This window comes from Arthrobacter sp. Soc17.1.1.1 (genome assembly GCF_036867195.1).
In the GTDB taxonomy this organism is placed as follows: domain Bacteria; phylum Actinomycetota; class Actinomycetes; order Actinomycetales; family Micrococcaceae; genus Arthrobacter_D.
The window spans coordinates 81,187-105,582 of record NZ_JBAJII010000001.1 but is presented as its reverse complement, the minus strand read 5'-3'; the positions used below and the strand labels follow the sequence as shown (position 1 = coordinate 105,582).

Genomic DNA, 24,396 nt, shown 5'->3' with positions numbered 1-24,396 from the left:
CGTCCTAGACTCCCTCGAAGGGCACCAGGCCCGCAAGGTCCTCGGCTTCCGCAGCGAGTTCCGCCACCGGCCGGCCGTCCAGCACGGCCCCGGAGTCCATCCACGCCCAGGGCTGCAGGACGAACGCGCGCGACGCCGCACGTGGGTGCGGGACGGTCAGGGTCTCGTCGTCCGAGGTCCAGGACCCGTAGGTGATGATGTCGATGTCGAGGGTCCGCGGACCCCACCGCACCGTGCGCGTGCGGTGGTGCTGCTCCTCCACGGCCTGGCAGTGCTCGAGGAGCTCGTACGGGCCGAGGTCCGTCTCCACCTCGATCACCATGTTCAGGTAGTCGGGCTGCTCGGGTCCGCCCACGGGCCTGGTGCGCACCACGGGCGAGACGGCGTGCAGGCGCACGCGGTCCGATTCCACGAGGTCCGCGACCGCGCGGACCAGCGTGTCGCTGCTGGCACCCAGGTTGCTGCCGAGGGCGAGCACGGACCGCACGGTGCCGCTCATGCCCGGCTCCTGCGCAGGGTGACGGCCACGTCGCCGAACGGCACCTCGATGGGCGCCTGCGGCTTGTGGACCGTGACGTCGAGGGCCGTGATCGGGAAGGACCGGAGGACGGACGCCGCGATGGTCTCCGCGAGGGCCTCGATGAGGTCGAACGGCTCGCCCTCGATGATCCCGTGCACGAGCCCGGCGACCTCGCCGTAGTGGGCGGTCCGGGTGAGGTCGTCGCTCGTCCCGGCGGGCTGGAGGTCCAGGTAGAGGACGACGTCGACGACGAAGGGCTGGCCGTCGCGGCGCTCGTGGTCGAAGACGCCGTGGTGGCCTGTGGCGGTGATGCCCTTCAGCACCACGGTGTCGAGGTCCCCGGAGGGCGAGCCGGGCCGGCCGGGGGCGGCCTGGACCGTCACGGGCGCGGACCGGCGGCGGCGGCGACCTTGACCGCGTCGAGCGTCGCGGCCGGTTCGTGGACGCGCACGCCCCACGCGCCGGCGGCGGCCGCGAGGGTGGCGACGGCGAGCGAGGCGTGCCCGCGCTCGTCCGGGGTGGCGGCCTTCCCGGCGGAGGTGAGCAGGGTCCCCAGGAAGCGCTTGCGGGACGCGCCGACCAGCACGCGGTGCCCCATGCCGGTGAAGGTGTCCAGGTGGCGGAGGAGGGCCCAGTTGTGCTCGTCGGTCTTGGCGAAGCCCAGTCCCGGATCCAGGATGATGCGCTCCGGAGCGACACCGGCGTCGACGAGGCGGTCGCGCAGCACGGTGAGCTCGGCGGCCACCTCCGCGACGACGTCGTCGTACTGCGCCAGGCCGTCCATCGTGGCCGCGGTACCCCGGCGGTGGGTCAGGACGTACGGGACGCCGCGCTCGGCGACGAGGGCGGGCATCGCCGGGTCGAGTTCGGCGCCGGAGATGTCGTTGATGATGGCGGCGCCGGCGTCGAGGGCCTGCCGTGCCGTCTCGGCGTGCATGGTGTCGATGCTGACGAGGGCGCCTGCCTTGACGAGCGCCGCGACGACGGGCAGCACCCGGGCCAGTTCCTCCTCGACCGGTACCTTGCGGGCGTTGGGGCGCGTGGACTCGCCGCCGACGTCGATGATGTCCGCGCCGCCGTAGTGCATCCGCAGGCCGTGGCTGATCGCGTCGTCCGTGCCGGCGTACCTGCCGCCGTCGCTGAAGGAGTCGGGCGTGACGTTGAGGATCCCCATGACCACGGTGCGGTCCGCGGGCAGGTCGCTCACCGTCCTGGCCCTGCGGACCGGCCGGATGACCGGGAGCGGCGAGGTGGCCGGTCCCGTCCCGGGCGCTGCTGCGAGAGAATCCATCAGGGTGGTCCTACCTTCCGAGTATGAGGCTCATGGCCTCGGCGCGCGTCGCCGTCTCGCGGATCTGGCCGCGGACGGCGGACGTGACGGTCTTCGCGCCGGGCTTCCGCACCCCGCGCATCGACATGCACATGTGCTCGCACTCGATGACGACGATCGCGCCCTTGGGCTTCAGGTGTTCCATCATCGCATCGACGATCTGCGTCGTCAGCCGTTCCTGGATCTGCGGCCGGCGGGCGTAGACCTCCACGAGCCGCGCCAGCTTGCTCAGGCCCGTGACGCGGCCGTCCACCGAGGGGATGTAGCCGATGTGCGCCGTCCCGTGGAAGGGCACGAGATGGTGCTCGCAGGTCGAGTAGAACGGGATGTCCTTCACGAGCACGAGCTCCTGGTGGTCCAGGTCGAAGGAGGTCGACAGGACGTCCGCGGCATCCTGGTGGAGGCCGGCGAACATCTCCGCGTACGCCTTCGCGACCCGCTTCGGAGTCTCGAGCAGGCCGTCCCGGTCGGGGTCCTCGCCGATCGCCGCCAGGATCTCCCGGACCGCCCGCTGGATGCGGAGCTGGTCGACGGGTGATCCGGTGGCGACCAGGGCGGCATCCACCACCTCGTCGTCGAAATCTGTCACGGGTCATCTCCCCCTTCGTCGGCACCTCCGCGGCCCTCTGGCCGGCGGCGTCGTGCTGTCTAGCTGTCCCGGGTCTCCCGGGAGCCCTCGTTCGAGGCGGGCGAGGGGAGTTCGGAGTCCTTGACGTCGAAGTCGCCCGGCATGTTCGCGTCGGCGATCTGGTCCTGCGGTGCCACGGACTCGGGGGCGGGACGACCGCTCTCGAGGGCCTCCGCACGCTCCTTGGCGGAGGTGACGGGCGGCAGGGAATGCACGGGGCGGGTCTGCTTGGACAGCCACACCTCGCGCAGCTCCCGCTGGCGGACGGTGGAGAAGACCTCGGCGATCTCGGCCTGGTTGAGCGTCTCGCGCTCGAGCAGTTCGAGGGCGATGCGGTCGAGCACATCACGGTTCTCCGTGAGGATCTGGTACGCCTCGTCGTGCGCGTTGTCGATGAGGCGGCGCACCTCCTCGTCCACCACGAGGGCGATCTGGTCCGAGTAGTCGCGGTCGCTGCCCATGTCACGGCCGAGGAACGGCTCGCCGGCGCCCTGCCCGAGCTTCACGGCGCCGATGCGCTCGCTCATGCCGTACTGGGTGACCATCTTGCGGGCTGTCCCGGTGGCCTTCTCGATGTCGTTCGAGGCACCCGTGGACGGGTCGTGGAAGACGATCTCCTCGGCCACCCTGCCGCCCATGGCGTAGGCGAGCTGGTCGAGCAGCTCGTTCCTCGTCACCGAGTACTTGTCGTCGCTCGGCATGACCATGGTGTAGCCGAGGGCGCGTCCGCGCGGCAGGATGGTCACCTTGGTCACCGGGTCCGTGTTGCGCAGCGCCGCCGCCACCAGGGCGTGGCCGCCCTCGTGGTAGGCGGTGATCTTCCGCTCGAGTTCCTTCATCACGCGGCTGCGCTTCTGCGGGCCGGCGATCACGCGGTCGATCGCCTCGTCGAGGGCGCGGTCGTCGATCAGCTGGGCGTTGGAGCGGGCGGTGAGCAACGCGGCCTCGTTGAGGACGTTCGCGAGGTCCGCGCCGGTGAAGCCCGGCGTCTTCTTCGCGACACCCTTGAGGTCCACGCCGGACGCCATCGGCTTGCCCTTGGCGTGCACGCTGAGGATGTGTTCGCGGCCCCGCATGTCCGGTGCCTCGACGCCGATCTGCCGGTCGAAGCGGCCCGGGCGCAGGAGCGCCGGGTCGAGGACGTCGGGACGGTTCGTGGCCGCGATGAGGATCACGTTGGTGGTGGCGTCGAAGCCGTCCATCTCGACGAGGAGCTGGTTGAGGGTCTGCTCGCGCTCATCGTTGCCGCCGCCCACGCCGGCGCCGCGGTGGCGTCCCACGGCGTCGATCTCGTCCACGAAGATGATGGCGGGCGAGTTGTTCTTGGCCTGCTCGAAGAGGTCGCGGACGCGGGACGCGCCGACGCCGACGAACATCTCGACGAAGTCGGAGCCCGAGATGGAGTAGAAGGGGACGCCGGCCTCGCCGGCGACGGCGCGCGCGAGGAGGGTCTTGCCGGTCCCGGGAGGTCCGTAGAGGAGCACGCCCTTGGGGATCTTGGCGCCGAGGGCCTGGAACTTCGCGGGTTCCTGCAGGAACTCCTTGATCTCCAGGAGCTCCTCCACGGCCTCGTCGGCACCGGCGACGTCGTTGAAGGTCACCTGGGGCATGTCCTTGGAGATGAGCTTGGCCTTGGACTTGCCGAACTGCATGACCTTGGAGCCGCCGCCCTGCATGCGGCTGAGGAGGAACCAGAAGATGACGCCGAGGATCAGGATCGGGAAGATCAGCCCGGCGAGGCTCAGCAGCCAGTTGCTCTCGGCCGGCTGGTCGGTGAAGCCGTCCGTGTCCGAGGCGTCGATGGCGTCGACGACGCCCTCGGCGCGCGCGGAGCTGTAGAAGAACTGGACGCTCCTGCCCTTGTCCTCGTAGTCCTCGCGCAGGGTGAGGTCGACGCGCTGCTCGCCGTCGTAGATCTTGGCCTGCGAGACCTGGTCATCTTCGAGGAGCTGGAGGCCGACGTTGGTGTCGACGCGGGAGCTACCGGTCCCGAAGAGGCTCGGGAGGATCAGCAGGAGCGCCACGACCGCCAGGACGATCCAGAAGATGGGCCCCTTGAAGATGTTCTTGAATGTCATTCGTCTCAGGGCAGCAAGCCCTGTCCCTCCTGCTGATGCAAGTAAAAGTGTGCCGGCGCATTGCCGTGCGGGTGCTGGATGAGCACCTCAACATATACACCGTCCCAGATTCACCACGCGTGGATCGGGCCGATAGTTCCCTCTTGGCGTACTGCCCGCAGGCAGCGGGGACGTCCTATTCGTAGACGTGCGGCGCCAGGGTGCCGATGAAATCGAGGTTGCGGTACTTCTCCGCGAAGTCGAGACCGTAGCCGACGACGAACTCGTTGGGGATGTCGTAGCCCACGTACTTGACGTCGATGTCCACCTTCGCGGCGTCCGGCTTGCGCAGGAGCGTGCAGATCTCGACGGAGGCCGGGCCCCTGGACAGGAGGTTCGCCTTGAGCCAGGACAGCGTGAGACCGGAGTCGATGATGTCCTCGGCGATCAGGACGTGCTTGCCCATGAGGTCCGTCTCGAGGTCCTTGAGGATCCTCACCACGCCGGAGGACTGCGTGCCCGACCCGTAGGACGATACGGCCATCCAGTCCATCGTGATGTGGGAGTGCAGCGCGCGGGCGAGGTCCGCCATGACCATCACCGCGCCCTTCAGGACACCCACGAGGAGGATGTCCCGGCCCTGGTAGTCGGCATCGATCTGCTGTGCCAGCTCGTTGATCCGCTGCTGGATCTCCTCCTTGGTGTAGAGGACGTGCTTGAGATCTGACCGGACGTCGTTGGAATCCACCGATTACTCCTGGGGTTCACGGCGCGAGTGCATCACACCGGGGCCGTCGTTGCTGCCATTGCTAGTAAGGACAAGATTGCCATAGCTTGCTTGCCCCCGGAGAACAGCACGCCCCCGCACCTGGCGGTGGACGCTCACCTTCCCGCCCAGCTGCACCGGCCCGGCGGACCCCTGGCGCTCCAGCAGCGCCTCCGCGGCGCGCAGGCGCTCGAAGCTCGGCTGGAACGCGCCGAGCTCGAGGGCGGCGAGCGCGAGGACACGCTGCCGCAGGGCGGCGGGCAGTCCCCGCAGGCCGTCCTCGGGCAGGAGCACGGCGCCGTCGTCGCCCGGGATCCGCAGCGCGGCGTACGCCTCGGCGCTCAGCTGCTCGAGGTGGTCGGCGTCCTGTCCGAGGATGCGGGCGGTCCGCGCGAGTGCCTGGGCGATCCCCGGCCCGAGCCGGTCCTCGAGGAACGGCAGCACCTCGCCGCGCACGCGGGAGCGGGCGAAGGCGGGGTCGAGATTGGTGGGGTCGTGCCAGGGATCGAGGCCGTAGAAGGCGCAGATGGCCTCGGTGTCGGCGCGGCGGAGTTCGAGGAGCGGGCGGAGATAGAGGCCGCGGCGGGCGGGCATCCCTGCGAGGGACCGGGTGCCGGAGCCGCGGGCGAGGCCCAGCAGCACCTGCTCCGCCTGGTCGTCGAGCGTGTGCCCGAGCAGGACGGCGGCGGCCCCGAGGCGCGCCGCCGCGGCGTCGAGTGCTGCGTAGCGGACGCTCCGCGCAGCGGCCTCCGGGCCCGTGCGTCCACCGTCCACGGTGACCCGGTGCACCTCCACGGGATCGAGGCCGAGGCACCGTGCGGCCGCGGCGGCCTGCTCCGCCGTCGCGGCACTGTCCGGCTGGAGTCCGTGGTCGACGACGACGGCGCCGACCCGGCAGCGTCCGATGTGTGCGAGGTGCGCGGCCACGGCGGCGAGCGCCAGCGAGTCGGGCCCTCCGCTGCAGGCGACGAGGACGAGGGGCAGGTCCCGCACGGGCGCGGGGCCCGTTGCCTCCTCCCCCGGCGCTCCGGGGCCCCGTCGGGGTGCCGGCTCCGCGAGGATCCCTTCGAGGGCGGCCGTCACCAGGTTGCGGGCCGTGCCGACGGCCGGGAGCAGGCGGGGGCGCCTAGCCACGGCGCAGGCTCATCCTGTCGATCCATTCGTCGGGTGCGTGGATCTCGCGCTCGGTGGGCAGGTGCGACGCCGCTTCCCAGACGGCGTTGAAGCCCTCCATGCCGGTCTGGCTGACAACCCTCCGTACGAACTTGGAGCCGTCGCTGTACTGGCGCATCTTCGCGTCGAGGCCCATGAGCTGCCGGATGACCTTCTCGAGCGGGCCGCGGGACTTGCCGCGGGCGTTGAAGCGGCGGCGGATGGTCTTGACCGACGGCACGATGCTCCCGTCCACGCCGTCCATCACCACGTTCGCGTGTCCCTCGAGGAGGCTCATGACAGCGGTCAGGTGGGACAGGCGGGCCTTGTCGTCCGGGTCCTGGAGGATCGACAGCACGCCCATCTCCTGCGGGGGGACGTCCGGCGTCGTAGCCTCGCCGCGTGCGCGTGCCCTGCCCGCGGCGATGTTCTTCACGGCCGCGCCGAGGCGGTCGGAGAGCGAATCGGCCTTGTCGATGAGTCCCGAGGTCAGCTCCCCGATGTGGCCGGTCATGTGGTCCTTCAGCCAGGGAGCGGCGGCGAACTGCACGCGGTGCGTCTGCTCGTGGAGGCAGACCCACAGCCGGAAGTCGGACGGATCGACGTTGAGTTCCCGTTCGACCGAGATGATGTTAGGCGCCACCAGCATCAGCCGGCCGCCCTGCCCGTTGCGGGAGGGCACGAACGGATCGTACTGGCCCAGCACCTTGCTGGAGAGGAACGCGAGGATGGCACCGAGCTGGGCGCCGGTGACGGCTCCGCCGAGTACCAGGGACGCAGACTTCAGGGCTTCGGGGCGCGACGACGCGAGCTGGTCCAGCGCGGGTTCCATGAGGGTGCGGAAGCTCTGCGAGTTGGCCTTCGACCAGGACGCGCGGTCGACGATCAGCAGTTCGGAGTCGCGGAGGTCGCGTGCGGCGTCGAGCCGGGAGATGGCGTGGACGTGGCCCACGGAGGCGTCGGCGAGCTCGCGCATGTTCTGCACGGCGCGGGCGATGTCGGCCGGTTTCATGGTGGGTCCGGCGGGAGTCAGGGACGCGGCGGTCGAGGCCGCGACGTCCCAGTTGACCAGCTGCGGGCGGGGTGTTGCGGACTCGTTCCTGGACATGCGCCTATTCGATCACATCCCGCTGACGGAGGCTCCCAGGTGCGGACCCCGCACGCGGCACGGGGGGACCGGCTAGCGGCAGCCGCATCCTGCGAGGACCGCGGCCGCGCCGTCCGCCGCGCCGCGTGCCTCGACGGTGTTGCCCTCGAGGCCCAGGGCGAGGAAGGAGAACACGAGCAGGCGGCCGTCGGCGGTGACCACGTGCCCGGAGAGTCCGGTGACGGCGTTCAGCGTCCCGGTCTTCGCACGCACCACTCCCGCGCCGGGCCGGGCCGGACCGTCGTCGGCGGTGAAGCGCGTCGCCAGGGTGCCTGTCGCACCGGCGATGGGCAGGGACTCCGCGACGGCGGCGAACCCCTGCTCGTCGGACGTGGTGGTGCCGCGGAGCAGCACCGCGAGCTGCTCCGGCGAGACGGCGTTGCGCACGGACAGCCCCGCCGCGTCCCCGACCAGGAGCCCCTCCTGGGGGACGCCCAGCCTGGCGGCCGCGGCGGTGAGGGTTTCGGTGGCTCCCCCGAAGGACGCCGGGCGTCCGCTGTCGAGGGCTGCGATCCGCGCCAGTGCCTCGGCCAGGTAGTTGTCGGAGATCTCCAGCATGCGGCGCACCTGGTCCTCGAGCGGCGCCGACTCGACGGCCGCGATCGTCTCGGCGTCCTCCGGGGCCGTGGACCGCTGTACCTCGGGGTGGACCTCGATGCCACGCTCCGCGGCCGCTCCGACGAGTGCCGCCGTGAAGCTGCGGGCGGCGTCGAGCGCGGCGTCCTGCGAGCGCGGCCCGCCGGAGCGTCCCTCCTCGAGCCAGGCCGAGTTGACGGCGAGCGCGTGCAGCGGGGCGATCTCCCCGGCCTCGATGTCGCCCGCTGCCCAGGTGGGATTCAGGGTGGCGCCCTCGAACAGGGAATCGTCGAGCTGGACGGAGTACGGTCCGGAGCCCTCGGGCAGGGCGGCGGCGGCATCCGCGGCGAGGGTGCCGAGGCCGGCACGGCCGACGACGGACCCCGGATCGGAGGCACCGGAACCGAGGAGGACGTCCCCGCCGCCGTGGAGGTAGAGGGCGCCGGCCCTGGTGTCCGAGGCGAGCACCGACGTCGTCAGCGTCCTTCCCGGCTGCCCGGACGCCAGGGCGGCGACGGCGGTGAACAGTTTGATGTTGGAGGCCGGAGGCTGCACGCGCCCGGCGTCGCGCGCGTAGAGGACGGTGCCGGTGGAGGAGTCGACGACGGTCCCGGCGAAGCTTCCCGGGCCCGCCAGCTGCAGGGCGGCGTCGAGCTGCGCACCGAGCACCGAGGGATCCGGTGCGGGCGCCGTCGGCGGCAGGGGAGGGACGACATCGGGCACGGCCACCGCGGTGGGCGGGATCTGCAGCGCGGGCGTGACGGGAGGCTCGACCGGAGGGGGCGGATCGACGACGGCGAGCACCCCCGGTACGAGGTGTGTGGCCAGGGGTACCGCGAGCGCCACCATGGCCAGGACGAGGAGGAGACCCGTCAGCAGGCGGAGCGGGCGCACAGGTGTCCTTTCTCGGGCGTTCGCGGGCAGCACCGAAACCTCGGGAAAATGTCCGGGTACCGGTGGCCGACCGATATGTTAGGGCTGACGATTAACAGTAGACCGGCGCGGAGCCCCTTCTCCGAAAGGGCGCGGCCCCTGTCACCCCCGACCTACCCCAGGAGTTGCCATGAAGCTCGACGTCACCATCGAGATCCCGAAGGGCTCGCGCGTCAAGTACGAGATCGACCACGACACCCACCGGCTCCGCCTGGACCGGGTGCTGTTCACGTCGATGCAGTACCCCACCCACTACGGCTACTTCGAGAACACCCTCGGCGAGGACGGCGACCCGCTGGACGCGCTGGTGCTGCTCCAGGACTTCGACCTGATCCCGGGCGTCCTGGTGGAGTCCCGCCCCATCGGCGTGTTCAACATGACCGACGACGGCGGGGGCGACGCGAAGGTCCTCTGCGTACCGGTGGATGCCCGATTCGAGCACATCAGGGAGCTGTCGGACGTCTCCGACTTCCTGCTGGACGAGATCAAGCACTTCTTCACCAAGTACAAGGACCTGGAACCGGGCAAGTGGGTGGAGGCCGCCGACTGGGCCGGCCGGGAAGAGGCCGAGGCCGAGGTCGAGGCGTCCCTCAAGCGCTTCCAGGCCATCGGTGAAGGCAGCGCGCAGGACGAGCCGCAGGGCCGGTCCGTCGAGGTCGAGGCCGACAACGCGACCCAGACACCCGAGGGCCGCTAGTACCGGACCCGGAGAACATCGGGCGCACCGGAACAGGAGCCCCCGCAGGTCCCGGCACCTGCGGGGGCTCCTGTGCGTCCCGCCTCGTCCGGCTCCGACGGGGCACGCTGAACCACCGTGCATCGATCGATCCACGGGATCCGCGACGATACTTGACCCATGCACTATGTCCTGACCATCAACCAGCGTGACTCGCGCGAGGTGGGCGATCTCACGGGTGAGCTGCTGCGGGCGCTGCGCTACCTGCCCGCCGTGGTCCCGTTCCAGCGTTCGGTGGGCGACGAGGTGCAGGGCGTGGTGGACTCGGCCACGACGGCGGTCGACGCCGCCCTGCGGGCCGTCCGGCACCGGCGCTGGCACGTGGGCATCGGCGTCGGTGGCCTCACTCCCCCGGTCCCCGAGCGGATCGTCGACGCCGAGGGCTACGGACTGGTCTACGCCCGACGGGCCGTCGACAGGGCACGGAGGACCGGCGAGCGGATCCCCCTGGCGGTCGAGGGGCCGGACGGCGAGATCGCCGCCGAGGCGGAGGCCGTCCTCCGCCTGCTGGGGCAGATCGTCTCCACGCGCACCGACGCCGAATGGGCGGTGCTCGATCTCATGACCCCCGGCGCGCGTGGACAGCAGAGGTACGTCGCGCAGGAACTGGGCATCACCACGCAGGCCGTGAGCCGCGCCGTCGTGCGGTCGCACTGGCTGGAGGAGTGGGCCACACGGCCGGCCGCCGCCCGCCTGCTGGATCTCACGCACGGACCGGCGTCGCTCCCCACCGCGAGCCTCGCGTACTGAATGAAAACCACACCACCGACCGGCCCGAAGGCCACACGGAGGACGGACGCCATGGGATGGATCCTGCTGGCCGGGGCGATCGTGAGCGAGGTGACGGCGTCCCTGTCCCTGAAGGCGGCCCTCGAGCAGCCCGTGTTCTTCGTCGTGGTCGTGCTCGGATACGTCGCGGCCTTCGCCCTGCTCGCGGCGGTGCTCCGACGCGGGATGGCGCTGGGCGTGGCCTACGGCGTCTGGGCTGCCATGGGCGTCGCGGCCACGGCACTGCTCTCCGCGGCGCTGTTCGGTGAGGCCCTCACACCGATCATGCTCGCGGGCATCGCCCTGGTGATCGCCGGGGTCCTGTGCGTGGAACTCGGGTCACACCCGGCGGCCCCGGCGGCTGCCGCAGCTCCGTCGACTCCCGCGGCCCCGGGAGGTGATGGCGCATGATGTGGCTCTTCCTGATCGGAGCCATCCTCACCGAGGTGGCCGCCACCCTCAGCCTGCGGGTCGCCTCCGAGGGGCGGAAGGCCTGGTACGCGCCCGTGGTGGCCGGTTACCTGCTGGCCTTCACGTTCCTGACCCTCGCGCTCAGGGAGGGCATGGGCCTCGGGGTGGCGTACGGCATCTGGGCGGCCGCAGGAGTGGCCCTCACCGCCGTGGCCGGGCGCGTGCTGTTCGGCGAGCCGCTCACGCGCGTGATGGTCCTCGGCCTGGGCCTGATCATGGCGGGCGTCCTGCTCATCGAACTCGGTGCCGGCTACTAGTGCCGCCGGCAGCGTCAGACGAGTGAGCGCAGGACCTTCGCGGCGCCGTCGTCGAGCACGCTGCCCGTGACCTCGGACGCGACGGCGCGGACCTCCTCGGGAGCCTGCCCCATGGCGACGCCGCGGCCGGCCCACTGGAGCATCTCGATGTCGTTGCGGCCGTCGCCGACCGCGACCGTGAGCTCCCGGTCCGTCCCGAGGCGTTGCCGGAGGGCTTCCAGCGCGGTGGCCTTCGTGACGCCGGAGGCGGCGATGTCCAGCCAGGCGGTCCAGCCCACCGAATAGGTCACGCCGTGCAGCCCGATCGATGCCACGGCGTGTCCGAACTCCTCCGCCGAGCTGTCGGTGCTGAAGACGACGACGCGCACGGCGCGGCTCTCGAGCATCTCCTCGAAGTCCACGCTCTGCGCCTCGGAGCCGAAGCTCGCGTCCTGGAAGCTCTCCGTGGACAGGAAGCGGCCGCGATCGTCCTCGAGCGCGTACTTCGCGGACGGGAGGCGTTCGCGCAGGGCCATGAGGGCGGGCTTCGGGTCGAAGGTGACGCGCTCGAGGATCTCGAAGCCCTCGGGCAGCGTCGTGTCGATCCGCAGCGTGACTCCGCCGTTGGAGCACACCGCGTGGCCCCGGGTGATGCCGAGGAGCCCGATGACCGGGAGGGTGGCGCCGAGGGAGCGGCCCGTGGCGATGATGACGTCGTGCCCGGCCTCGACGACGGCCCGCACCGAGTCGCGGACCTCCTCGGTCATGGAGCCCTCGTGGTCCACGAGGGTGCCGTCGACGTCGAGGGCGACCAGGTGGTGCTTGCGGTTCTCCTGCCGGTCGTCCACGCTGCCGAGGTTGCTCAGGGTACTCATACCTCAGTGAACCAGACGCCGCGGAGGCCCCGGTAGGGTGACGGTCACAATACCGGGAACGTTTCCAGTCCGTTAAGATACGGACGCAGCGCGGCCGGGACGGTCACCGAGCCGTCCGGGTTCTGGTGGTGCTCGAGGATCGCGACGATCCAGCGCGTCGTCGCGAGCGTCCCGTTGAGGGTCGCGACGGCGCGGGTGCCCTTCTGCCCCTCGCCCTCCGGACGCTCGCGGATGTTCAGGCGCCTGGCCTGGAAGGTGGTGCAGTTCGACGTCGACGTCAGCTCGCGGTAGTCGCCCTGCGTGGGGACCCAGGCCTCGCAGTCGAACTTCCGCGCGGCGGACATCCCGAGGTCACCCGCAGCGGTGTCGATGACACGGTAGGGCAGCTCGACCTTCGCGAGCATCTCCTCCTCCCAGGCGAGCAGGCGCTCGTGCTCGGCAGCGGCGTCCTCGACGGTCGTGTACGTGAACATCTCCACCTTGTTGAACTGGTGGACCCGGATGATGCCGCGGGTGTCCTTGCCGTGCGAGCCGGCTTCGCGGCGGTAGCAGGAGGACCAGCCCGCGTAGCGGACGGGGCCCGCGGAGAGGTCGATGATCTCGTCCGAGTGGTACCCGGCGAGCGCCACCTCCGAGGTGCCCACGAGGTAGAGGTCGTCCGCCTCGAGCCGGTAGATCTCGGCGTCGTGCGCGATGTCGAAGCCGGTTCCTTGCATGGTCTCGGGGCGTACGAGGGTGGGCGTGATCATCGGGGTGAACCCGGCCGTGATGGCCTGGTCCATGGCCATCTGCAGCAGCGCGAGCTCGAGACGGGCACCGACGCCCTTCAGGAAGTAGAAGCGTGAGCCGGAGACCTTGGCGCCGCGCTCCATGTCGATCGCGCCGATCAGCTCGCCGATCTCGAGGTGGTCGCGGGGCTCGAACCCCTCGGCGGCGAAATCCCGGGGGGTGCCGACCGTCCTCACGACCTCGTAGTCGTCCTCGCCGCCCTCGGGGACCCCCTCCTGCACGAGGTTCGGCAGCCGGCGCAGCAGGGCCTCCTGCTCGGCCTTGGCCTCCTCCGAGCCGGCCGCGGCCGTCTTGACCGCGGCGGCGAGCTCCTTCACCTCGGCCAGGAGGGCCTGCTTCTCCTCGCCCTTGGCCTGGGCCACCTTCTTGCCGAAGGCGTTCTGCTCCGCGCGCAGGGTCTCGTAGGACGTGACGGCCTCACGGCGCCGGGTGTCGGCGGCGAGGACGGCGTCGATGAGCGACTCGTCCGCCCTGCGGGCGCGCTGCGATGCTCGGAACTGCTCGGGATTGAGGCGGAGGTCGTTGACGTCGATCACACGGTCAAGACTACCCAAGCCCGCGGGCCCGCCGGCCCGGCGGTGCCGTGCCGCTATTGTGGGTGACCATGCGCCGCAAACTGCTTGCCGGGACCGCGGCGGCCTCCGCCGCCGTCGCATCCATCCAGAGCTACTGGTCGGTCCGGCGGCTGCAGCAGACCCGCACGCCCACCGCCTCCGTGCACCCGCCGGCGCCGGTACAGCCGGGGCCGCAGCGCGTGGCACTCGTGCTCAACCCGTCGAAGCTGCAGGCCGGCCCGACGCGCGCCCTCGTGGAGCAGGCCTGCTCCGAGGCGGGGTGGGAGGCTCCCCTGGTGCTCGAGACCACCATCGCGGACCCGGGGACCGGCCAGGCCGAGGAGGCGCTCCGGGCCGGGGCCGACGTCGTCCTCGCGGCCGGCGGTGACGGGACGGTACGCGCCGTGGCGCAGGCCCTCGCCCACCGGCCGGCGGCCCTCGGCCTGCTCCCGCTCGGCACCGGGAACCTGCTCGTACGGAATCTCGGCCTGCCGTACAACGACATCGCCGGGTGCCTGCGGATCGCCCTGCACGATCATGAGCGGCGGATCGACATGGCGCGGATCAGCCTGCGCAACGACCGGACCGGGGCTTCCTCGGAGCACCCGTTCCTCGTGATGGGCGGCGTGGGCTTCGACGCGAGCGTGATGACCGATGCGAAGCAGGACCTGAAGGACAGGTTCGGGTGGCTCGCCTACAGCGAGGCCGGCGTCCGCCACCTGCCGGGCCGGCGGCGCCGGATCTCGATCAGCCTCGACGGACAGCCGCCGCAGAGCCGGAAGGTCCGCAGCCTGCTCGTGGCGAACTGCGGGAAGCTGCCGGCAGGCGTCGACTTCGTGCCGGACGCGGTGATCGACGACGCCTATCTGGACGTGGTGGTGCTCAGCCCGCGGAGCCTCCTCGGCTGGACGTGGATGGCCGCGAAGATCCTCCTGCGCCACCGCGGCGGCATCCCCGTCATCACCTACTACCGGGCACGCGAGATCTCCGTGTGGTCGGGGGATCCGATCGCCACCCAGCTCGACGGCGACCCGTCCGGATCGATCACGTCGATGACGGCCCGCGTGGATCCGGACGCACTGATGGTCCGGGTGCCGGCGTCGGCGCCCGGACCATCGGTGGTACCGGCCGTCCGGTCGGGCGTCCCGCGCCGTTCCTAGCGCGCGGTCCGTCCTAGCGGTCCGTGTCGGTGTACCCGCCCTGGCCCTCCGGCTCGTCGACGAGGGGCTTGTCCACGTCCGTGTACTCGCCCTCCTCCGCCGGGTCCTCCGCGGAGGTGTACCCGCCGGCATCGCCTGCGGGCTCGGCACTCGTGTAGGTGCCCTCCTCGGCGGCGTCCACGTCCTCGGTCGTGTCGCGGTCGGCGCGCCCGGCCTGCTCCTCGATCAGGGACTGCTCCTCCGCGAAACGGACATCGTTGCCCTGGTCGCCCAGGTCGCCGCGCCAGTTCGGATCCGACGTCGAGCCGTCACCCTCGTTGCGGATGGCGTCGCCCTCGTCGGGGTTGACGATGTGTCCTCCATGAGCCTTCTCGGTCATGATTCTGCCTTTCGTCGAAGGATGCGCTCCTCGTGGGGCGCCCGCTGCCAGCGTACTGACGAACGGGATGGTTGGAAATGCGCGGGGTTCAGTCGCGCAGGAGTTCCTGCACGGCCTTCTCCGAGGCCGAATAGGTGGTGATCGGGATGACCTCGCCGCTCATGAAACGGTCCACGAGCCGGGGGTCCACGTACGAGCTGCGGGCCACGGTGGGGGTGTTGCCGAGGTGGTCGGCGACGGCCTTCATGGTGGCGGTGACGGCCTTCTGGCGCGCCGTGCGGCTCGTGGCCTTCATGTCCTCCTTGGCGAGGGCCATCGCAGCCACGACGGTCGCCTGCCACGTCCTGAAGTCCTTGGCCGTGAACGGGCCGCCGGTGACCTGGCGGAGGAACTCGTTGAGCTGCGACCCGTCCACATGGTGCCACTTGCCGTCGTCGCTCTGGTACGCGAGCACGGTGTCGGCGTCCTCACGCTCCATCATGGGGCGCAGCGCGTCGGCGAGGTCCTCGTCCTCGAGGACGGTGTCCCAGTGCTGCCCGCTCTTGCCGGGGAAGTCGAAGGCGATCGTGTGCCCATCGATACTGCAGTGCTCCACGAGGAGGGTGGTCACGCCGAAGGACCCGTTGGCCTCCGCGTACTGCGCGGACCCGATCCTGAGGGCGCCGGAGTCGACGATCCGCAGGGCCGCGGCGAACGCCCGCTCCCGGGAGAGTCCGTCGCTGCGCAGGTGCTGCGTGATGACGCGGCGTGCACTCGGGAGCTTGGCGCCGAAATCCAGTGCACGGTCGAACTTCTCGCGGTCCTTCTGCTCACGCCAGGCCGGGTGGTACATGTACTGGCGCCGTCCGGCGTCGTCCGTGCCGATGGCCTGGACGTGCCCGTTGGGGTACGGGGCGATCCACACGTCCTTCCAGGCCGGCGGGATCACGAGGTCCCTGATGCGCGCGAGCTCGTCGCGGTCCTGCAGCAGGTCACCGTTCGGTGCACGGTAGCTGAAGCCCTTGCCGTGGCGGCGTCGGGTGATGCCGGGCCGACGCGTGTTGCTGCGGCGCAGTCGAGCCATCGTGGAACCAGCCTTCGATCGGAGGAGGACCTTCGATAGTAAGCCTACTGTGCTTCGGCTCCCGGCGGTGCCGCGTCCGCCGCGGGGCGGAGGATGGTGGCGAGCCAGGCGTCCGCGGCACCGAAGGCGCCGTCGGAGGTATGGCGTTCGACGGCGGGCGATCGGCGGTCCGCGCGCGGGTACGACCCGAGGAACCGGATCCCGGGGCTGATGCGGTGCAGCCCCTTGAGGGCGTCGGCGATGCGGGCGTCCTCCACGTGGCCGTCGGCGTCCACGCTGAAGAAGTAGTCGCCGAGGAACTGGCCCGTGGGCCGCGACTCGATCCGGCTGAGGTTCACGCCCCGCGCGGCGAACTGGTCCAGGATCTGCATCAGGGCGCCCGGGCGGTCCTCGGGCAGGGGGATCACGAGGGTGGTCTTGTCCGAGCCGGTGCGCGGCGGAAGCGCATCCGGCCGACCGACGAGGATGAACCGTGTGACGGCGTCCGAGACGTCCCCGATGTCCGCCGCGAGGACCGCGAGGCCGAGGCGTTCGGCCACGAGCGGGGAGCAGATCGCCGCATCGTATCCGCCGGCGGCCGGCGCATCGCCCTCGGCCGCACCACCGGGACCCCCGACGAGGCCGTACGCGGCGGCGGCGGTCGAGGACGCCGGGAAGTATTCCGCATCCGGTATGTTAATGTCCACCCAGGTGCGGCACTGCGCCCAGGCGTGGCCGTGGGTGGCGATGCGGCGGACCGCACCCAGGGCGGCCCCGGGCCGGGCCGCGAGCACGAACGTGATGGGGACGAGTTCCTCGCGGAGGATCCGCAGCGGATCGCCCACGGCGATGGCGTCGAGCGTGGCGCTCACACCGCCCTCCACCGAGTTCTCGATCGGCACCATCGCGGCGTCGACCGATCCCTTCCGCACGGCGTCGAGGGCCGCGCCCACGGTCGACGCCGGGACACGGCGGGCGGATCCGGCGCCCGGCACCTGCAGCAGGGCGGCTTCCGTGAAGGTGCCCTCCGGGCCCAGGTACGCGTAGGAGGCGGAGACGTCGGAAGAGACGTCGGCGGAGACGACGTCCGAGGCGTGGGAGGTGGCGTCGGTACTGGACGGGCCGGTCACAGGACCGTGGGCTCGCTCCCCGTCTCGGACACCATGGGCTTGCCGGCCTCGAGCCACGCGCCCATCCCGCCGCTGACGTTGATGGCGGTGTACCCGTTGCCCTCGAGCCAGTCCGCCGCGCGCCGGGAGCGCCCGCCGCTGCGGCAGATGACGTGCAGGTCCTCGTCGGGGTCCAGTTCCTCGAGCCGGGCGGGCAGCTGCTCGAGCGGGATGTGCAGGGCGCCGTCCACGTGGCCCGCCTCCCACTCGTAGTCCTCGCGCACATCGAGGATCCTGGCGTCGCCGGGTACGGCGGTCACCGGTACGTTCTGGGGTTCGCTCATGCACCTACCCTTTCACGGCAGGACGCGGCACCGCCATCACCACGCCCGTCCGGCCGGGCGACCCACGCTCCTATAGTTGTCCTTGTTGCCTCGTCGTTTTCCCGTCCCCCTCGTCCCGCCAGGGCCTTCGGGCGGGATGGCCCGCGACGGCCCGCCGCCGACTGGAGCCCCATGAGCGAACTGCACGACCTCTCCGCCCTCACCCTCCGGGACGCCCTCGCACGGGGGGCGGTCAGCGCCCGCGAGGCCACGGAGCACTTCCTCCGTCGGATCGACGCCCTCGACCCGGACCTCGGAGCCTTCGTCACCGTCACCCACGACGACGCCCTCCGGGCCGCCGACCACGCGGACGGCCTGCGCAGCTCCGGCGCTGCGCTCGGGCCGCTGCACGGCGTACCCCTGGCTCACAAGGACCTCACCGATGTGGCCGGCGTGCGGACGACGCTCGGCACCGCAGCGCTCGAGCACGCCGTCGCCGAGAAGGACGCACCCCTGGCAGCGGTGCTCCGACGCGCCGGAGCCATCAGCCTCGGCAAGACGCAGGTCCCCGAGTTCGGGCTGAGCTGCTACAGCGAGAACCTCGTGGCACCACCGGCCCGCAACCCGCTGGACCCCCGCCTCAGCCCGGCCGGGTCCTCCGGCGGCAGCGCGGCGGCGGTTGCCTCGGGCATGATCCCCTTCGCGCCCGGCACCGACGGCGGCGGGTCCATCCGCATCCCCGCGGCCGCGACCGGGCTGGTGGGCCTCAAACCGAACCGCGGCCGCGTGCCCTCGGGCTCGGGGCAGGCCGATCTCGGGCAGTTCGTCGTCGCCGGGCCCCTGGCCCGCTCCGCCGTGGACGCGGGACTGCTCCTCGACGCCCTGGTGCGGGAGCCGAACTACCGGCCCACGAGCGCCGCGTCCCGCTACCCGGGGTCCTTCATGGAGGCCGCGCTGCGTGCCGAGGGCCGCTTCCGGATCGGCGTGAGCACCGCCTCGCCCTTCTCCGCCGCGATGGACATCACCCTGGACGCCGCCGCGACGGACGCGTTCCATGCCGGGATCCAGCTGCTGCAGCGGGCCGGGCACGACGTCGTCGAGGCGGACCTGACCTACGACCACCGCTACCACGACGCCTTCCAGCTCGTCTGGACCGCCGGACTGGCCGCGGCGCCCATCCCGGACGACCGCGAGGACCGGCTGACGGACATCACACGCGTGCTGCGCCGTCGTGCCCTGGGCCGGTCCGCGACCGACCTGGTCGGCGCCGTCGAGGTGCTGCGCCGGTTCGAGCAGGACAGCATCGAGCAGTATTCCCGCTACGACATGGTCCTCACCCCGGCGGTGGCCATGACGCCCCGCCCCATCGGCTGGTCCACCGACGCCGACGGCGACACCGACTACCGCCGGCAGTGCCAGTACTCGCCCTACACGTCGATGGTCAACGTGTGCGGGCTGCCGGCCGTGACCGTCCCCACGCTGCGCCTGCCCGACGGCCTCTCGATGAGCGTGCAGCTCATCGGACGCCCCGGGGAGGAGGCCCAGCTCCTCGCCGTGACGGCACAGATCGAGGCAGTCCGTCAGGGTGCTGTCGGATTTACACCCCCTGTGCCCGGTGGCACCATGGAGTGAGTGAGTACAACCAAGCAGACCACCGCCACGGGCGGGAAAACGTTCTTCGGTCACCCGCGGATGCTGGCGAACCTCTTCAGCGTGGAACTGTGGGAGCGGTTCTCGTTCTACGGTATGCAGGCGCTGCTGCTGTACTACATGACCTACTCCCTGGCCGAGGGCGGCCTCGCGTTCGACCAGATCACGGCAGCAGGGCTCGTCGGCGCCTACGGCGGCGGCGTGTACCTCTCGACCATCCTCGGCGCCTGGCTCGCGGACCGCGTCCTCGGGTCGGAGCGCGTGCTGTTCTACTCGGCGATCATCATCATGTGCGGGCACATCGCGCTGGCCCTGCTCCCCGGAGTGGTGGGCCTCGCGATCGGCCTCGTCCTCGTGGGCGTCGGCTCCGGCGGGCTGAAGGCCAACGCGTCCTCGCTCGTCGGCACCCTGTACGCTCCCGGTGACGACCGCCGCGACGCCGGTTTCTCCATCTTCTACATGGGGATCAACATCGGCGCCCTCGTGGGTCCGCTGCTCACCAACCTCGCGTGGGACACGTACGGCTTCCACGTGGGCTTCGGCCTGGCCGCGATCGGCATGGCTGCCGGGCTCATCCAGTACGCGGCCACCCGCAAGAACCTGCCCCCCGCCGCGCACGACATCGAGAACCCCCTCCCCCGCGCCGCCTACCCGCGCTGGATCGTCGTCGCCGTCGTCGCCGTCGTCGTGATCGGGGTGGCCCTGGCCACCGGCCTGCTCAACGCCGGGAACCTGGCCGACGTCATGGCCTACACCGCGATCGCCGCGACCATCGCCTACTTCGCGGTGATCCTCACGAGCAGCAAGGTCACGGCCGTCGAACGGCGCCGCGTCTTCTCCTTCATGCCCCTGTTCGTCGCCAGCGCCGCGTTCTGGTCCCTGTTCCAGCAGCAGTTCACCGTCGTGGCGCTGTACTCCGAGAGCCGGCTGGACCGGGACATCCTCGGCTGGGAGATGCCGCCGGGCATGGTGCAGTCCATCAACCCCATCTTCATCATCCTTTTCGCCGGGGTCTTCGCGGCCCTCTGGACACGCCTCGGCAGCCGCCAGCCGTCATCGCCCGTGAAGTTCTCCTTCGGGCTGATCGTCATGGGTCTGGCGTTCCTCGCGTTCATCCCCTTCGCCGGCGGCGGACCCAACAGCACGCCGCTGATCGGCCTGGCCGCGATCCTGCTGCTGTTCACCTGGGCCGAGCTGTTCATCTCGCCGATCGGCCTGTCCGTGACCACCAAGCTGGCACCGGAGGCCTTCCGCACCCAGATGCTGGCCCTGTTCTTCCTGTCCATCTCACTCGGTACCACGGTGTCGGGGCTCCTTGCGGGCTTCTACTCCGAGCAGAACGAGGTGCCGTACTTCGCGTTCAGTGGCATCACCGCGATCGTCCTCGGCGGCGCGCTCCTCGTGGGGGCCCCGGCCATCCGGAAGGGCATGAGCGGCGTCCGGTAGCGCCGGTCGCCTGCCAGGCCGCAGGACCCGCCCGGTACCACCGGGCGGGTCCTGTTGCGTGTGCGCCCCTGATCCAACAGACTTCTACCCACCGGTAACATCCGTACCGGGCTCTGCTGCAGCCGTACCGTAGATCGAAGGAGATCGCGTGCCGAACCTCGCCAACAATCTCGTGGCCACCGCGACGAGGAGTCCCTCGGCGGTCGCCATCAAGCTCGACGACTTCGAGGTCACCTTCGGTGCCCTGGAGGTGCTCAGCCGGAAGGTCGCGACGCTCCTCGCCGAGCACGGCGTGCAGCGGGGCGACCGGGTGGCCCTGATCATGCCGAACATCCCCCAGATGGCCTTCGTCTACTACGGCGTCCTGCGGGCCGGCGCCGTCGTGGTGCCCCTGAACCCGCTGCTCAAGGGACGCGAGGTCGCCTACCACCTCACCGACTCCGGTGCCCGGCTCGTCTTCGCCTGGGAGGGTGTCCTCGCCGAGGCGCAGGCCGGGGCCGAGGAGTCCGGCGCCACGACCGGCAGCGACGTGGTGGTCATCTCTGTGGACAGCACCGCGTTCATGCAGCGCGTCTCCTCGGCCGAACCGACGCCCGGGGTCGTGGAGCTCGACGGCGAGGACACCGCCGTCGTCCTGTACACCTCCGGCACCACCGGCCGGCCCAAGGGCGCGACGCTCTCCCATGCGAACCTGTCCCGCAACACGGAGATCTCCCGGGACCTGATGGGCACCGCGGAGGGTGAGGTGCTCTTCGGCGGCCTGCCGTTCTTCCACATCTTCGGGCAGACCTGCGCGCTCAACGCGGCCGTCCTCACCGGTGCCACCGTGACCCTGCTGCCGCGCTTCGAGCCCGGCAAGGCACTGGAGATCATCGCCCGCGACCGGGTCACGATCTTCGAGGGCGTGCCCACCATGTACATCGCGATGCTCCGCCACGGATCCGTCACGGATACGGATCTGTCCTCCGTGCGCGTGGCCGTCTCCGGCGGTTCGGCCCTGCCGGTGGAGGTGCTGCACGAGTTCGAGCGGGTCTTCGGCGCGGACCTCCTGGAGGGCTACGGGCTGTCGGAGACCTCCCCGATCGTGAGTTTCAACCGGGTGGGGCACCTGCGCAAGCCCGGCTCGATCGGCACCCCGGTGGACGGCGTGGAGGTGCGGATGCTGGACCCGGAGGGCGCCGAGGTGCCGCAGGGAGAGGTGGGCGAGCTCGCCGTCCGCGGGCACTGCGTCATGAAGGGCTACTGGCAGAACGAGGACGCGACGAGCGCCGCGATCCCGGACGGCTGGTTCCGCACGGGAGACCTCGCGAGGATCGACGAGGACGGCCTGATCTTCATCGTGGACCGCAAGAAGGACGTGATCCTCCGCGGCGGCTACAACGTCTACCCACGCGAGGTCGAAGAGGTGCTGTACGAGCACCCCGCGGTCGCGGAGGCGGCCGTGATCGGCGTGCCGGACGACCTGCACGGCGAGGAGATCGTGGCGGTCATCGGCCTCAAGGCCGAGCATGCACCGGCCGACGACGCCGCCCGCGAGGCCCTCGGCGCCGAGATCGTCGACTTCGCCAGGAACCGCGTGGCCGCCTACAAGTACCCGCGCCGCGTGGTGCTCGTCGACGCCCTGCCCAAGGGCCCCACCGGCAAGATCCTCAAGCGCGAGATCAAGGTCTAGCCTCCGCCGGGCTGATCCGGCCTGCACCGGAGGCGCCCGGACCTGCGCATCCGGGGCGAGGACATTCCCGGGAGGGCCGGGGTGCGGGCGTGCTCATGCCCGCACCCCGGCCGTGAACCGGCAGGCGCCACCGTGGTGGGGGGCCTGCCAGGTCCTGTCAGGCCCCCGAGCCGCCGTCGTTGTCCACCTCGAAGTCGGGAGCGATCTCGTCCTCCGTACCGGGTCCGCCGTAGCCGCCGGCGTCCTGTTCCTCGAGCTTGCCGGCGTCCTGCGAACCCTGCTCCTCGGGGTCGCCGGTGGGGGTGTCGCTGGGCTTCTCGCTCATGGTGGTGCCTTCCCGTGATCCGTCTGCCCCTGGCTGGGTGCTGATACTCAGCTTACTGATGATCGGAGGGCGGGCAACCGACTGGTGTAATCGCCGGCGTTCTTTGGCATGCTGGGGCCATGGCTAACCGAGCGGGCACAGTGGCCCTCCCCAGCGACCTCGTCGACGTGACCAAACTGCTCGACGCGTACTTCGACGTCGAACCCGACCTGGGGGACCCCGCGCAGCGCGTGGCCTTCGGGACCTCCGGGCACCGCGGTTCGTCGCTCAAGTCCTCCTTCAACGAAGGGCACATCGCGGCGATCACGCAGGCCATCGTCGAGTACCGCGCCGGGCAGGGCATCACCGGCCCGCTGTTCATGGGCAAGGACACGCACGCCCTCTCCGAGCCGGCGCAGAACACGGCCCTCGAGGTGCTGGCGGCCAACAGGGTGACGGTCCTCGTCGACGCCCGGGGCGCGTATACGCCCACCCCCGCCGTGTCGCACGCGATCCTCACGTACAACGCCGTCAAGGTCGAGCAGGCCGACGGCATCGTGATCACACCCTCGCACAACCCCCCGGGCGACGGCGGCTTCAAGTACAACCCGCCGCACGGCGGCCCCGCCGACTCGGACGCCACGAACTGGATCGCGAACCGCGCCAACGAACTGCTCGAGGGCGGACTCCGCGACGTCCGGCGCATGCCGATCGCTCAGGCCCGCACGGCAGAGGGGATCGGCTCCTACGACTTCCTCCAGAACTACGTCGACGACCTCCCGTCCGTGCTGGACCTCGACGCCATCCGCTCCGCGAACGTGCACATCGGCGCGGATCCGATGGGCGGCGCCTCGGTGGACTACTGGGGTGCCATCGGGGAGCGCCACAACCTGAACCTCACCGTGGTCAACCCAACGGTCGACCCGCAGTGGGCCTTCATGACGCTCGACTGGGACGAGAAGATCCGCATGGACTGCTCCTCGCCGTCGGCCATGGCGTCGCTGATCGGGCGGGCCACGGAGTTCGACATCGCGACGGGCAATGACGCCGACGCGGACCGCCACGGCATCGTCACCCCCGACGCCGGCCTGATGAACCCGAACCACTATCTCGCCGTCGCGATCCAGTACCTCTACGCGCACCGCCCGAACTGGCGCGCCGACGCCGTGATCGGCAAGACCCTCGTGTCGTCGTCGATCATCGACCGCGTCGCCCTCGACCTCGGTCGCGTACTGCAGGAGGTCCCCGTGGGCTTCAAGTGGTTCGTCCCCGGCCTGCTGACCGGCGACCTCGCCTTCGGCGGCGAGGAGTCCGCCGGCGCCTCCTTCCTGCGCCACGACGGCACCCCCTGGAGCACGGACAAGGACGGCATCCTGCTGGCCCTCCTGGCCTCGGAGATCACCGCCGTGACCGGGAAGACCCCGTCGCAGCACTACGCCGGCCTGACGGAGCGCTTCGGCGCCCCGGTCTACGCCCGGATCGACGCCGCGGCCACACGGGAGCAGAAGGCGGCGCTGGGCAGGCTCTCGCCGTCGGACGTCACCGCGACGACCCTCGCGGGCGAGGAGATCACCGCGCGGCTGACGGAGGCCCCCGGCAACGGCGCGCCCGTGGGAGGCCTCAAGGTCACCACCGAGAACGCCTGGTTCGCCGCGCGTCCCTCGGGCACGGAGGACGTGTACAAGATCTACGCGGAATCGTTCCGCGGCGAGGAGCACCTGAAGCAGGTGCAGGCAGAGGCGAAGGCCCTCGTGGACGGCGTCATCAGCTGAC

General features: G+C 70.9%; 25 protein-coding genes. 9 read left to right on the top strand and 16 right to left on the bottom strand.

Annotated elements, in window-relative coordinates; translation table 11 throughout:
• Positions 1–4 precede the first annotated feature (4 nt).
• From folK to dacB, 9 genes are all read right to left on the bottom strand, one after another.
• Entirely contained in the window at positions 5–499 is a 495-nt protein-coding gene (folK, locus tag V6S67_RS00490; protein WP_334208381.1) for a 2-amino-4-hydroxy-6-hydroxymethyldihydropteridine diphosphokinase, read from the bottom strand.
• Complete coding sequence (folB, locus tag V6S67_RS00485) at positions 496–903, bottom strand: dihydroneopterin aldolase (RefSeq protein ID WP_334208380.1); 408 nt, start codon at positions 901–903, stop codon at positions 496–498. Before folB ends, folK begins: the two co-directional genes overlap by 4 nt.
• Entirely contained in the window at positions 900–1,811 is a 912-nt protein-coding gene (folP, locus tag V6S67_RS00480; RefSeq protein ID WP_334208379.1) for a dihydropteroate synthase, read from the bottom strand. Before folP ends, folB begins: the two co-directional genes overlap by 4 nt.
• 10 nt (positions 1,812–1,821) lie before the next feature.
• Positions 1,822–2,439: a GTP cyclohydrolase I FolE gene (gene folE / locus V6S67_RS00475; RefSeq protein ID WP_334208378.1), complete on the bottom strand. Its 618-nt coding sequence runs from the start codon at positions 2,437–2,439 to the stop codon at positions 1,822–1,824.
• A 59-nt stretch (positions 2,440–2,498) separates the two neighbouring features.
• Positions 2,499–4,556: an ATP-dependent zinc metalloprotease FtsH gene (gene ftsH / locus V6S67_RS00470; RefSeq protein ID WP_334208377.1), complete on the bottom strand. Its 2,058-nt coding sequence runs from the start codon at positions 4,554–4,556 to the stop codon at positions 2,499–2,501.
• Between the two features lie 175 nt (positions 4,557–4,731).
• On the bottom strand, positions 4,732–5,283 hold the full coding sequence (gene hpt / locus V6S67_RS00465; RefSeq protein ID WP_334208376.1) for a hypoxanthine phosphoribosyltransferase: 552 nt from the start codon (positions 5,281–5,283) through the stop codon (positions 4,732–4,734).
• A 3-nt stretch (positions 5,284–5,286) separates the two neighbouring features.
• Complete coding sequence (gene tilS / locus V6S67_RS00460) at positions 5,287–6,435, bottom strand: tRNA lysidine(34) synthetase TilS (protein WP_442884671.1); 1,149 nt, start codon at positions 6,433–6,435, stop codon at positions 5,287–5,289.
• The gene (locus V6S67_RS00455) at positions 6,428–7,561 is read right to left on the bottom strand and encodes a zinc-dependent metalloprotease (protein WP_334208375.1); all 1,134 of its coding nucleotides are present in this window, start codon (positions 7,559–7,561) and stop codon (positions 6,428–6,430) included. Before V6S67_RS00455 ends, tilS begins: the two co-directional genes overlap by 8 nt.
• Positions 7,562–7,633: 72 nt before the next feature.
• Positions 7,634–9,070 carry a D-alanyl-D-alanine carboxypeptidase/D-alanyl-D-alanine endopeptidase gene (dacB, locus tag V6S67_RS00450; protein WP_334208374.1) on the bottom strand — a complete coding sequence of 479 codons (1,437 nt, stop codon included), beginning with the start codon at positions 9,068–9,070 and terminating at the stop codon, positions 7,634–7,636.
• A gap of 169 nt (positions 9,071–9,239) precedes the next feature.
• Between dacB and V6S67_RS00445 the strand changes: the two genes are divergently transcribed.
• The 4 genes from V6S67_RS00445 to V6S67_RS00430 all read left to right on the top strand — a co-directional run bounded on the left by V6S67_RS00445 (position 9,240) and on the right by V6S67_RS00430 (position 11,341).
• Positions 9,240–9,806, top strand: a complete 567-nt coding sequence (locus V6S67_RS00445) for an inorganic diphosphatase (RefSeq protein WP_334208373.1) — start codon at positions 9,240–9,242, stop codon at positions 9,804–9,806.
• A 159-nt stretch (positions 9,807–9,965) separates the two neighbouring features.
• Positions 9,966–10,595 (top strand): hypothetical protein, encoded by a 630-nt coding sequence (locus V6S67_RS00440; protein ID WP_334208372.1) that lies wholly within the window; start codon positions 9,966–9,968, stop codon positions 10,593–10,595.
• Between the two features lie 51 nt (positions 10,596–10,646).
• Complete coding sequence (locus V6S67_RS00435) at positions 10,647–11,024, top strand: DMT family transporter (protein WP_334208371.1); 378 nt, start codon at positions 10,647–10,649, stop codon at positions 11,022–11,024.
• Complete coding sequence (locus V6S67_RS00430; protein ID WP_334208370.1) at positions 11,021–11,341, top strand: DMT family transporter; 321 nt, start codon at positions 11,021–11,023, stop codon at positions 11,339–11,341. Before V6S67_RS00435 ends, V6S67_RS00430 begins: the two co-directional genes overlap by 4 nt.
• A 14-nt stretch (positions 11,342–11,355) precedes the next feature.
• On the opposite strand, the gene V6S67_RS00425 is transcribed toward V6S67_RS00430, so the two are convergent.
• Positions 11,356–12,195, bottom strand: coding sequence for an HAD family hydrolase (locus V6S67_RS00425; RefSeq protein ID WP_334208369.1), 840 nt, complete (start codon positions 12,193–12,195; stop codon positions 11,356–11,358).
• Positions 12,196–12,239: 44 nt separating this feature from the next.
• Positions 12,240–13,520 carry a serine--tRNA ligase gene (serS, locus tag V6S67_RS00420; RefSeq protein ID WP_334208368.1) on the bottom strand — a complete coding sequence of 427 codons (1,281 nt, stop codon included), beginning with the start codon at positions 13,518–13,520 and terminating at the stop codon, positions 12,240–12,242.
• A 68-nt stretch (positions 13,521–13,588) separates the two neighbouring features.
• Here serS and V6S67_RS00415 point away from each other — a divergent pair, with 68 nt between their 5' ends.
• Positions 13,589–14,698, top strand: a complete 1,110-nt coding sequence (locus tag V6S67_RS00415; protein ID WP_334208367.1) for a diacylglycerol/lipid kinase family protein — start codon at positions 13,589–13,591, stop codon at positions 14,696–14,698.
• 13 nt (positions 14,699–14,711) lie between these two features.
• Here V6S67_RS00415 and V6S67_RS00410 read toward each other — a convergent pair whose 3' ends face one another.
• The 4 genes from V6S67_RS00410 to V6S67_RS00395 all read right to left on the bottom strand — a co-directional run bounded on the left by V6S67_RS00410 (position 14,712) and on the right by V6S67_RS00395 (position 17,572).
• A complete protein-coding gene (locus V6S67_RS00410) occupies positions 14,712–15,077 on the bottom strand; it encodes a hypothetical protein (protein ID WP_334208366.1) in 366 nt (121 codons plus the stop codon).
• An 88-nt stretch (positions 15,078–15,165) separates the two neighbouring features.
• Complete coding sequence (locus tag V6S67_RS00405) at positions 15,166–16,140, bottom strand: DNA topoisomerase IB (protein WP_334208365.1); 975 nt, start codon at positions 16,138–16,140, stop codon at positions 15,166–15,168.
• A gap of 44 nt (positions 16,141–16,184) precedes the next feature.
• Positions 16,185–17,156, bottom strand: a complete 972-nt coding sequence (gene pheA, locus V6S67_RS00400) for a prephenate dehydratase (protein WP_334211479.1) — start codon at positions 17,154–17,156, stop codon at positions 16,185–16,187.
• A gap of 89 nt (positions 17,157–17,245) precedes the next feature.
• Positions 17,246–17,572: a rhodanese-like domain-containing protein gene (locus tag V6S67_RS00395; RefSeq protein WP_334208364.1), complete on the bottom strand. Its 327-nt coding sequence runs from the start codon at positions 17,570–17,572 to the stop codon at positions 17,246–17,248.
• A 171-nt stretch (positions 17,573–17,743) separates the two neighbouring features.
• On the opposite strand from V6S67_RS00395, the gene V6S67_RS00390 reads away from it, so the two are divergent.
• The 3 genes from V6S67_RS00390 to V6S67_RS00380 all read left to right on the top strand — a co-directional run bounded on the left by V6S67_RS00390 (position 17,744) and on the right by V6S67_RS00380 (position 22,319).
• A complete protein-coding gene (locus V6S67_RS00390; RefSeq protein WP_334208363.1) occupies positions 17,744–19,183 on the top strand; it encodes an amidase in 1,440 nt (479 codons plus the stop codon).
• Positions 19,184–20,647 (top strand): peptide MFS transporter, encoded by a 1,464-nt coding sequence (locus V6S67_RS00385; RefSeq protein ID WP_334208362.1) that lies wholly within the window; start codon positions 19,184–19,186, stop codon positions 20,645–20,647. It abuts the gene before it with no gap.
• Positions 20,648–20,795: 148 nt separating this feature from the next.
• Positions 20,796–22,319 carry a long-chain-fatty-acid--CoA ligase gene (locus V6S67_RS00380; protein WP_334208361.1) on the top strand — a complete coding sequence of 508 codons (1,524 nt, stop codon included), beginning with the start codon at positions 20,796–20,798 and terminating at the stop codon, positions 22,317–22,319.
• A gap of 157 nt (positions 22,320–22,476) precedes the next feature.
• Here the strand turns inward: V6S67_RS00380 and V6S67_RS00375 are convergent, their stop codons facing one another.
• Positions 22,477–22,644, bottom strand: a complete 168-nt coding sequence (locus tag V6S67_RS00375) for a hypothetical protein (RefSeq protein WP_334208360.1) — start codon at positions 22,642–22,644, stop codon at positions 22,477–22,479.
• Positions 22,645–22,763: 119 nt separating this feature from the next.
• On the opposite strand from V6S67_RS00375, the gene pgm reads away from it, so the two are divergent.
• Positions 22,764–24,395 (top strand): phosphoglucomutase (alpha-D-glucose-1,6-bisphosphate-dependent), encoded by a 1,632-nt coding sequence (pgm, locus tag V6S67_RS00370; protein WP_334208359.1) that lies wholly within the window; start codon positions 22,764–22,766, stop codon positions 24,393–24,395.
• Position 24,396: the final 1 nt, after the last annotated feature.

What these genes read in the sequence shown, in the direction of transcription:
- V6S67_RS00440 (WP_334208372.1), top strand. Translation starts at nt 9,966, where the DNA reads ATGCACTATGTCCTGACCATCAACCAGCGTGACTCGCGCGAGGTGGGC.
- V6S67_RS00430 (WP_334208370.1), top strand. Translation starts at nt 11,021, where the DNA reads ATGATGTGGCTCTTCCTGATCGGAGCCATCCTCACCGAGGTGGCCGCC.
- V6S67_RS00375 (WP_334208360.1), bottom strand. Translation starts at nt 22,644, where the DNA reads ATGAGCGAGAAGCCCAGCGACACCCCCACCGGCGACCCCGAGGAGCAG.
- V6S67_RS00395 (WP_334208364.1), bottom strand. Translation starts at nt 17,572, where the DNA reads ATGAGCGAACCCCAGAACGTACCGGTGACCGCCGTACCCGGCGACGCC.
- ftsH (WP_334208377.1), bottom strand. Translation starts at nt 4,556, where the DNA reads ATGACATTCAAGAACATCTTCAAGGGGCCCATCTTCTGGATCGTCCTG.
- V6S67_RS00405 (WP_334208365.1), bottom strand. Translation starts at nt 16,140, where the DNA reads ATGGCTCGACTGCGCCGCAGCAACACGCGTCGGCCCGGCATCACCCGA.
- V6S67_RS00390 (WP_334208363.1), top strand. Translation starts at nt 17,744, where the DNA reads ATGAGCGAACTGCACGACCTCTCCGCCCTCACCCTCCGGGACGCCCTC.
- V6S67_RS00445 (WP_334208373.1), top strand. Translation starts at nt 9,240, where the DNA reads ATGAAGCTCGACGTCACCATCGAGATCCCGAAGGGCTCGCGCGTCAAG.
- V6S67_RS00435 (WP_334208371.1), top strand. Translation starts at nt 10,647, where the DNA reads ATGGGATGGATCCTGCTGGCCGGGGCGATCGTGAGCGAGGTGACGGCG.
- V6S67_RS00425 (WP_334208369.1), bottom strand. Translation starts at nt 12,195, where the DNA reads ATGAGTACCCTGAGCAACCTCGGCAGCGTGGACGACCGGCAGGAGAAC.
- folP (WP_334208379.1), bottom strand. Translation starts at nt 1,811, where the DNA reads ATGGATTCTCTCGCAGCAGCGCCCGGGACGGGACCGGCCACCTCGCCG.
- pgm (WP_334208359.1), top strand. Translation starts at nt 22,764, where the DNA reads ATGGCTAACCGAGCGGGCACAGTGGCCCTCCCCAGCGACCTCGTCGAC.
- V6S67_RS00455 (WP_334208375.1), bottom strand. Translation starts at nt 7,561, where the DNA reads ATGTCCAGGAACGAGTCCGCAACACCCCGCCCGCAGCTGGTCAACTGG.
- folK (WP_334208381.1), bottom strand. Translation starts at nt 499, where the DNA reads ATGAGCGGCACCGTGCGGTCCGTGCTCGCCCTCGGCAGCAACCTGGGT.
- V6S67_RS00410 (WP_334208366.1), bottom strand. Translation starts at nt 15,077, where the DNA reads ATGACCGAGAAGGCTCATGGAGGACACATCGTCAACCCCGACGAGGGC.
- V6S67_RS00415 (WP_334208367.1), top strand. Translation starts at nt 13,589, where the DNA reads ATGCGCCGCAAACTGCTTGCCGGGACCGCGGCGGCCTCCGCCGCCGTC.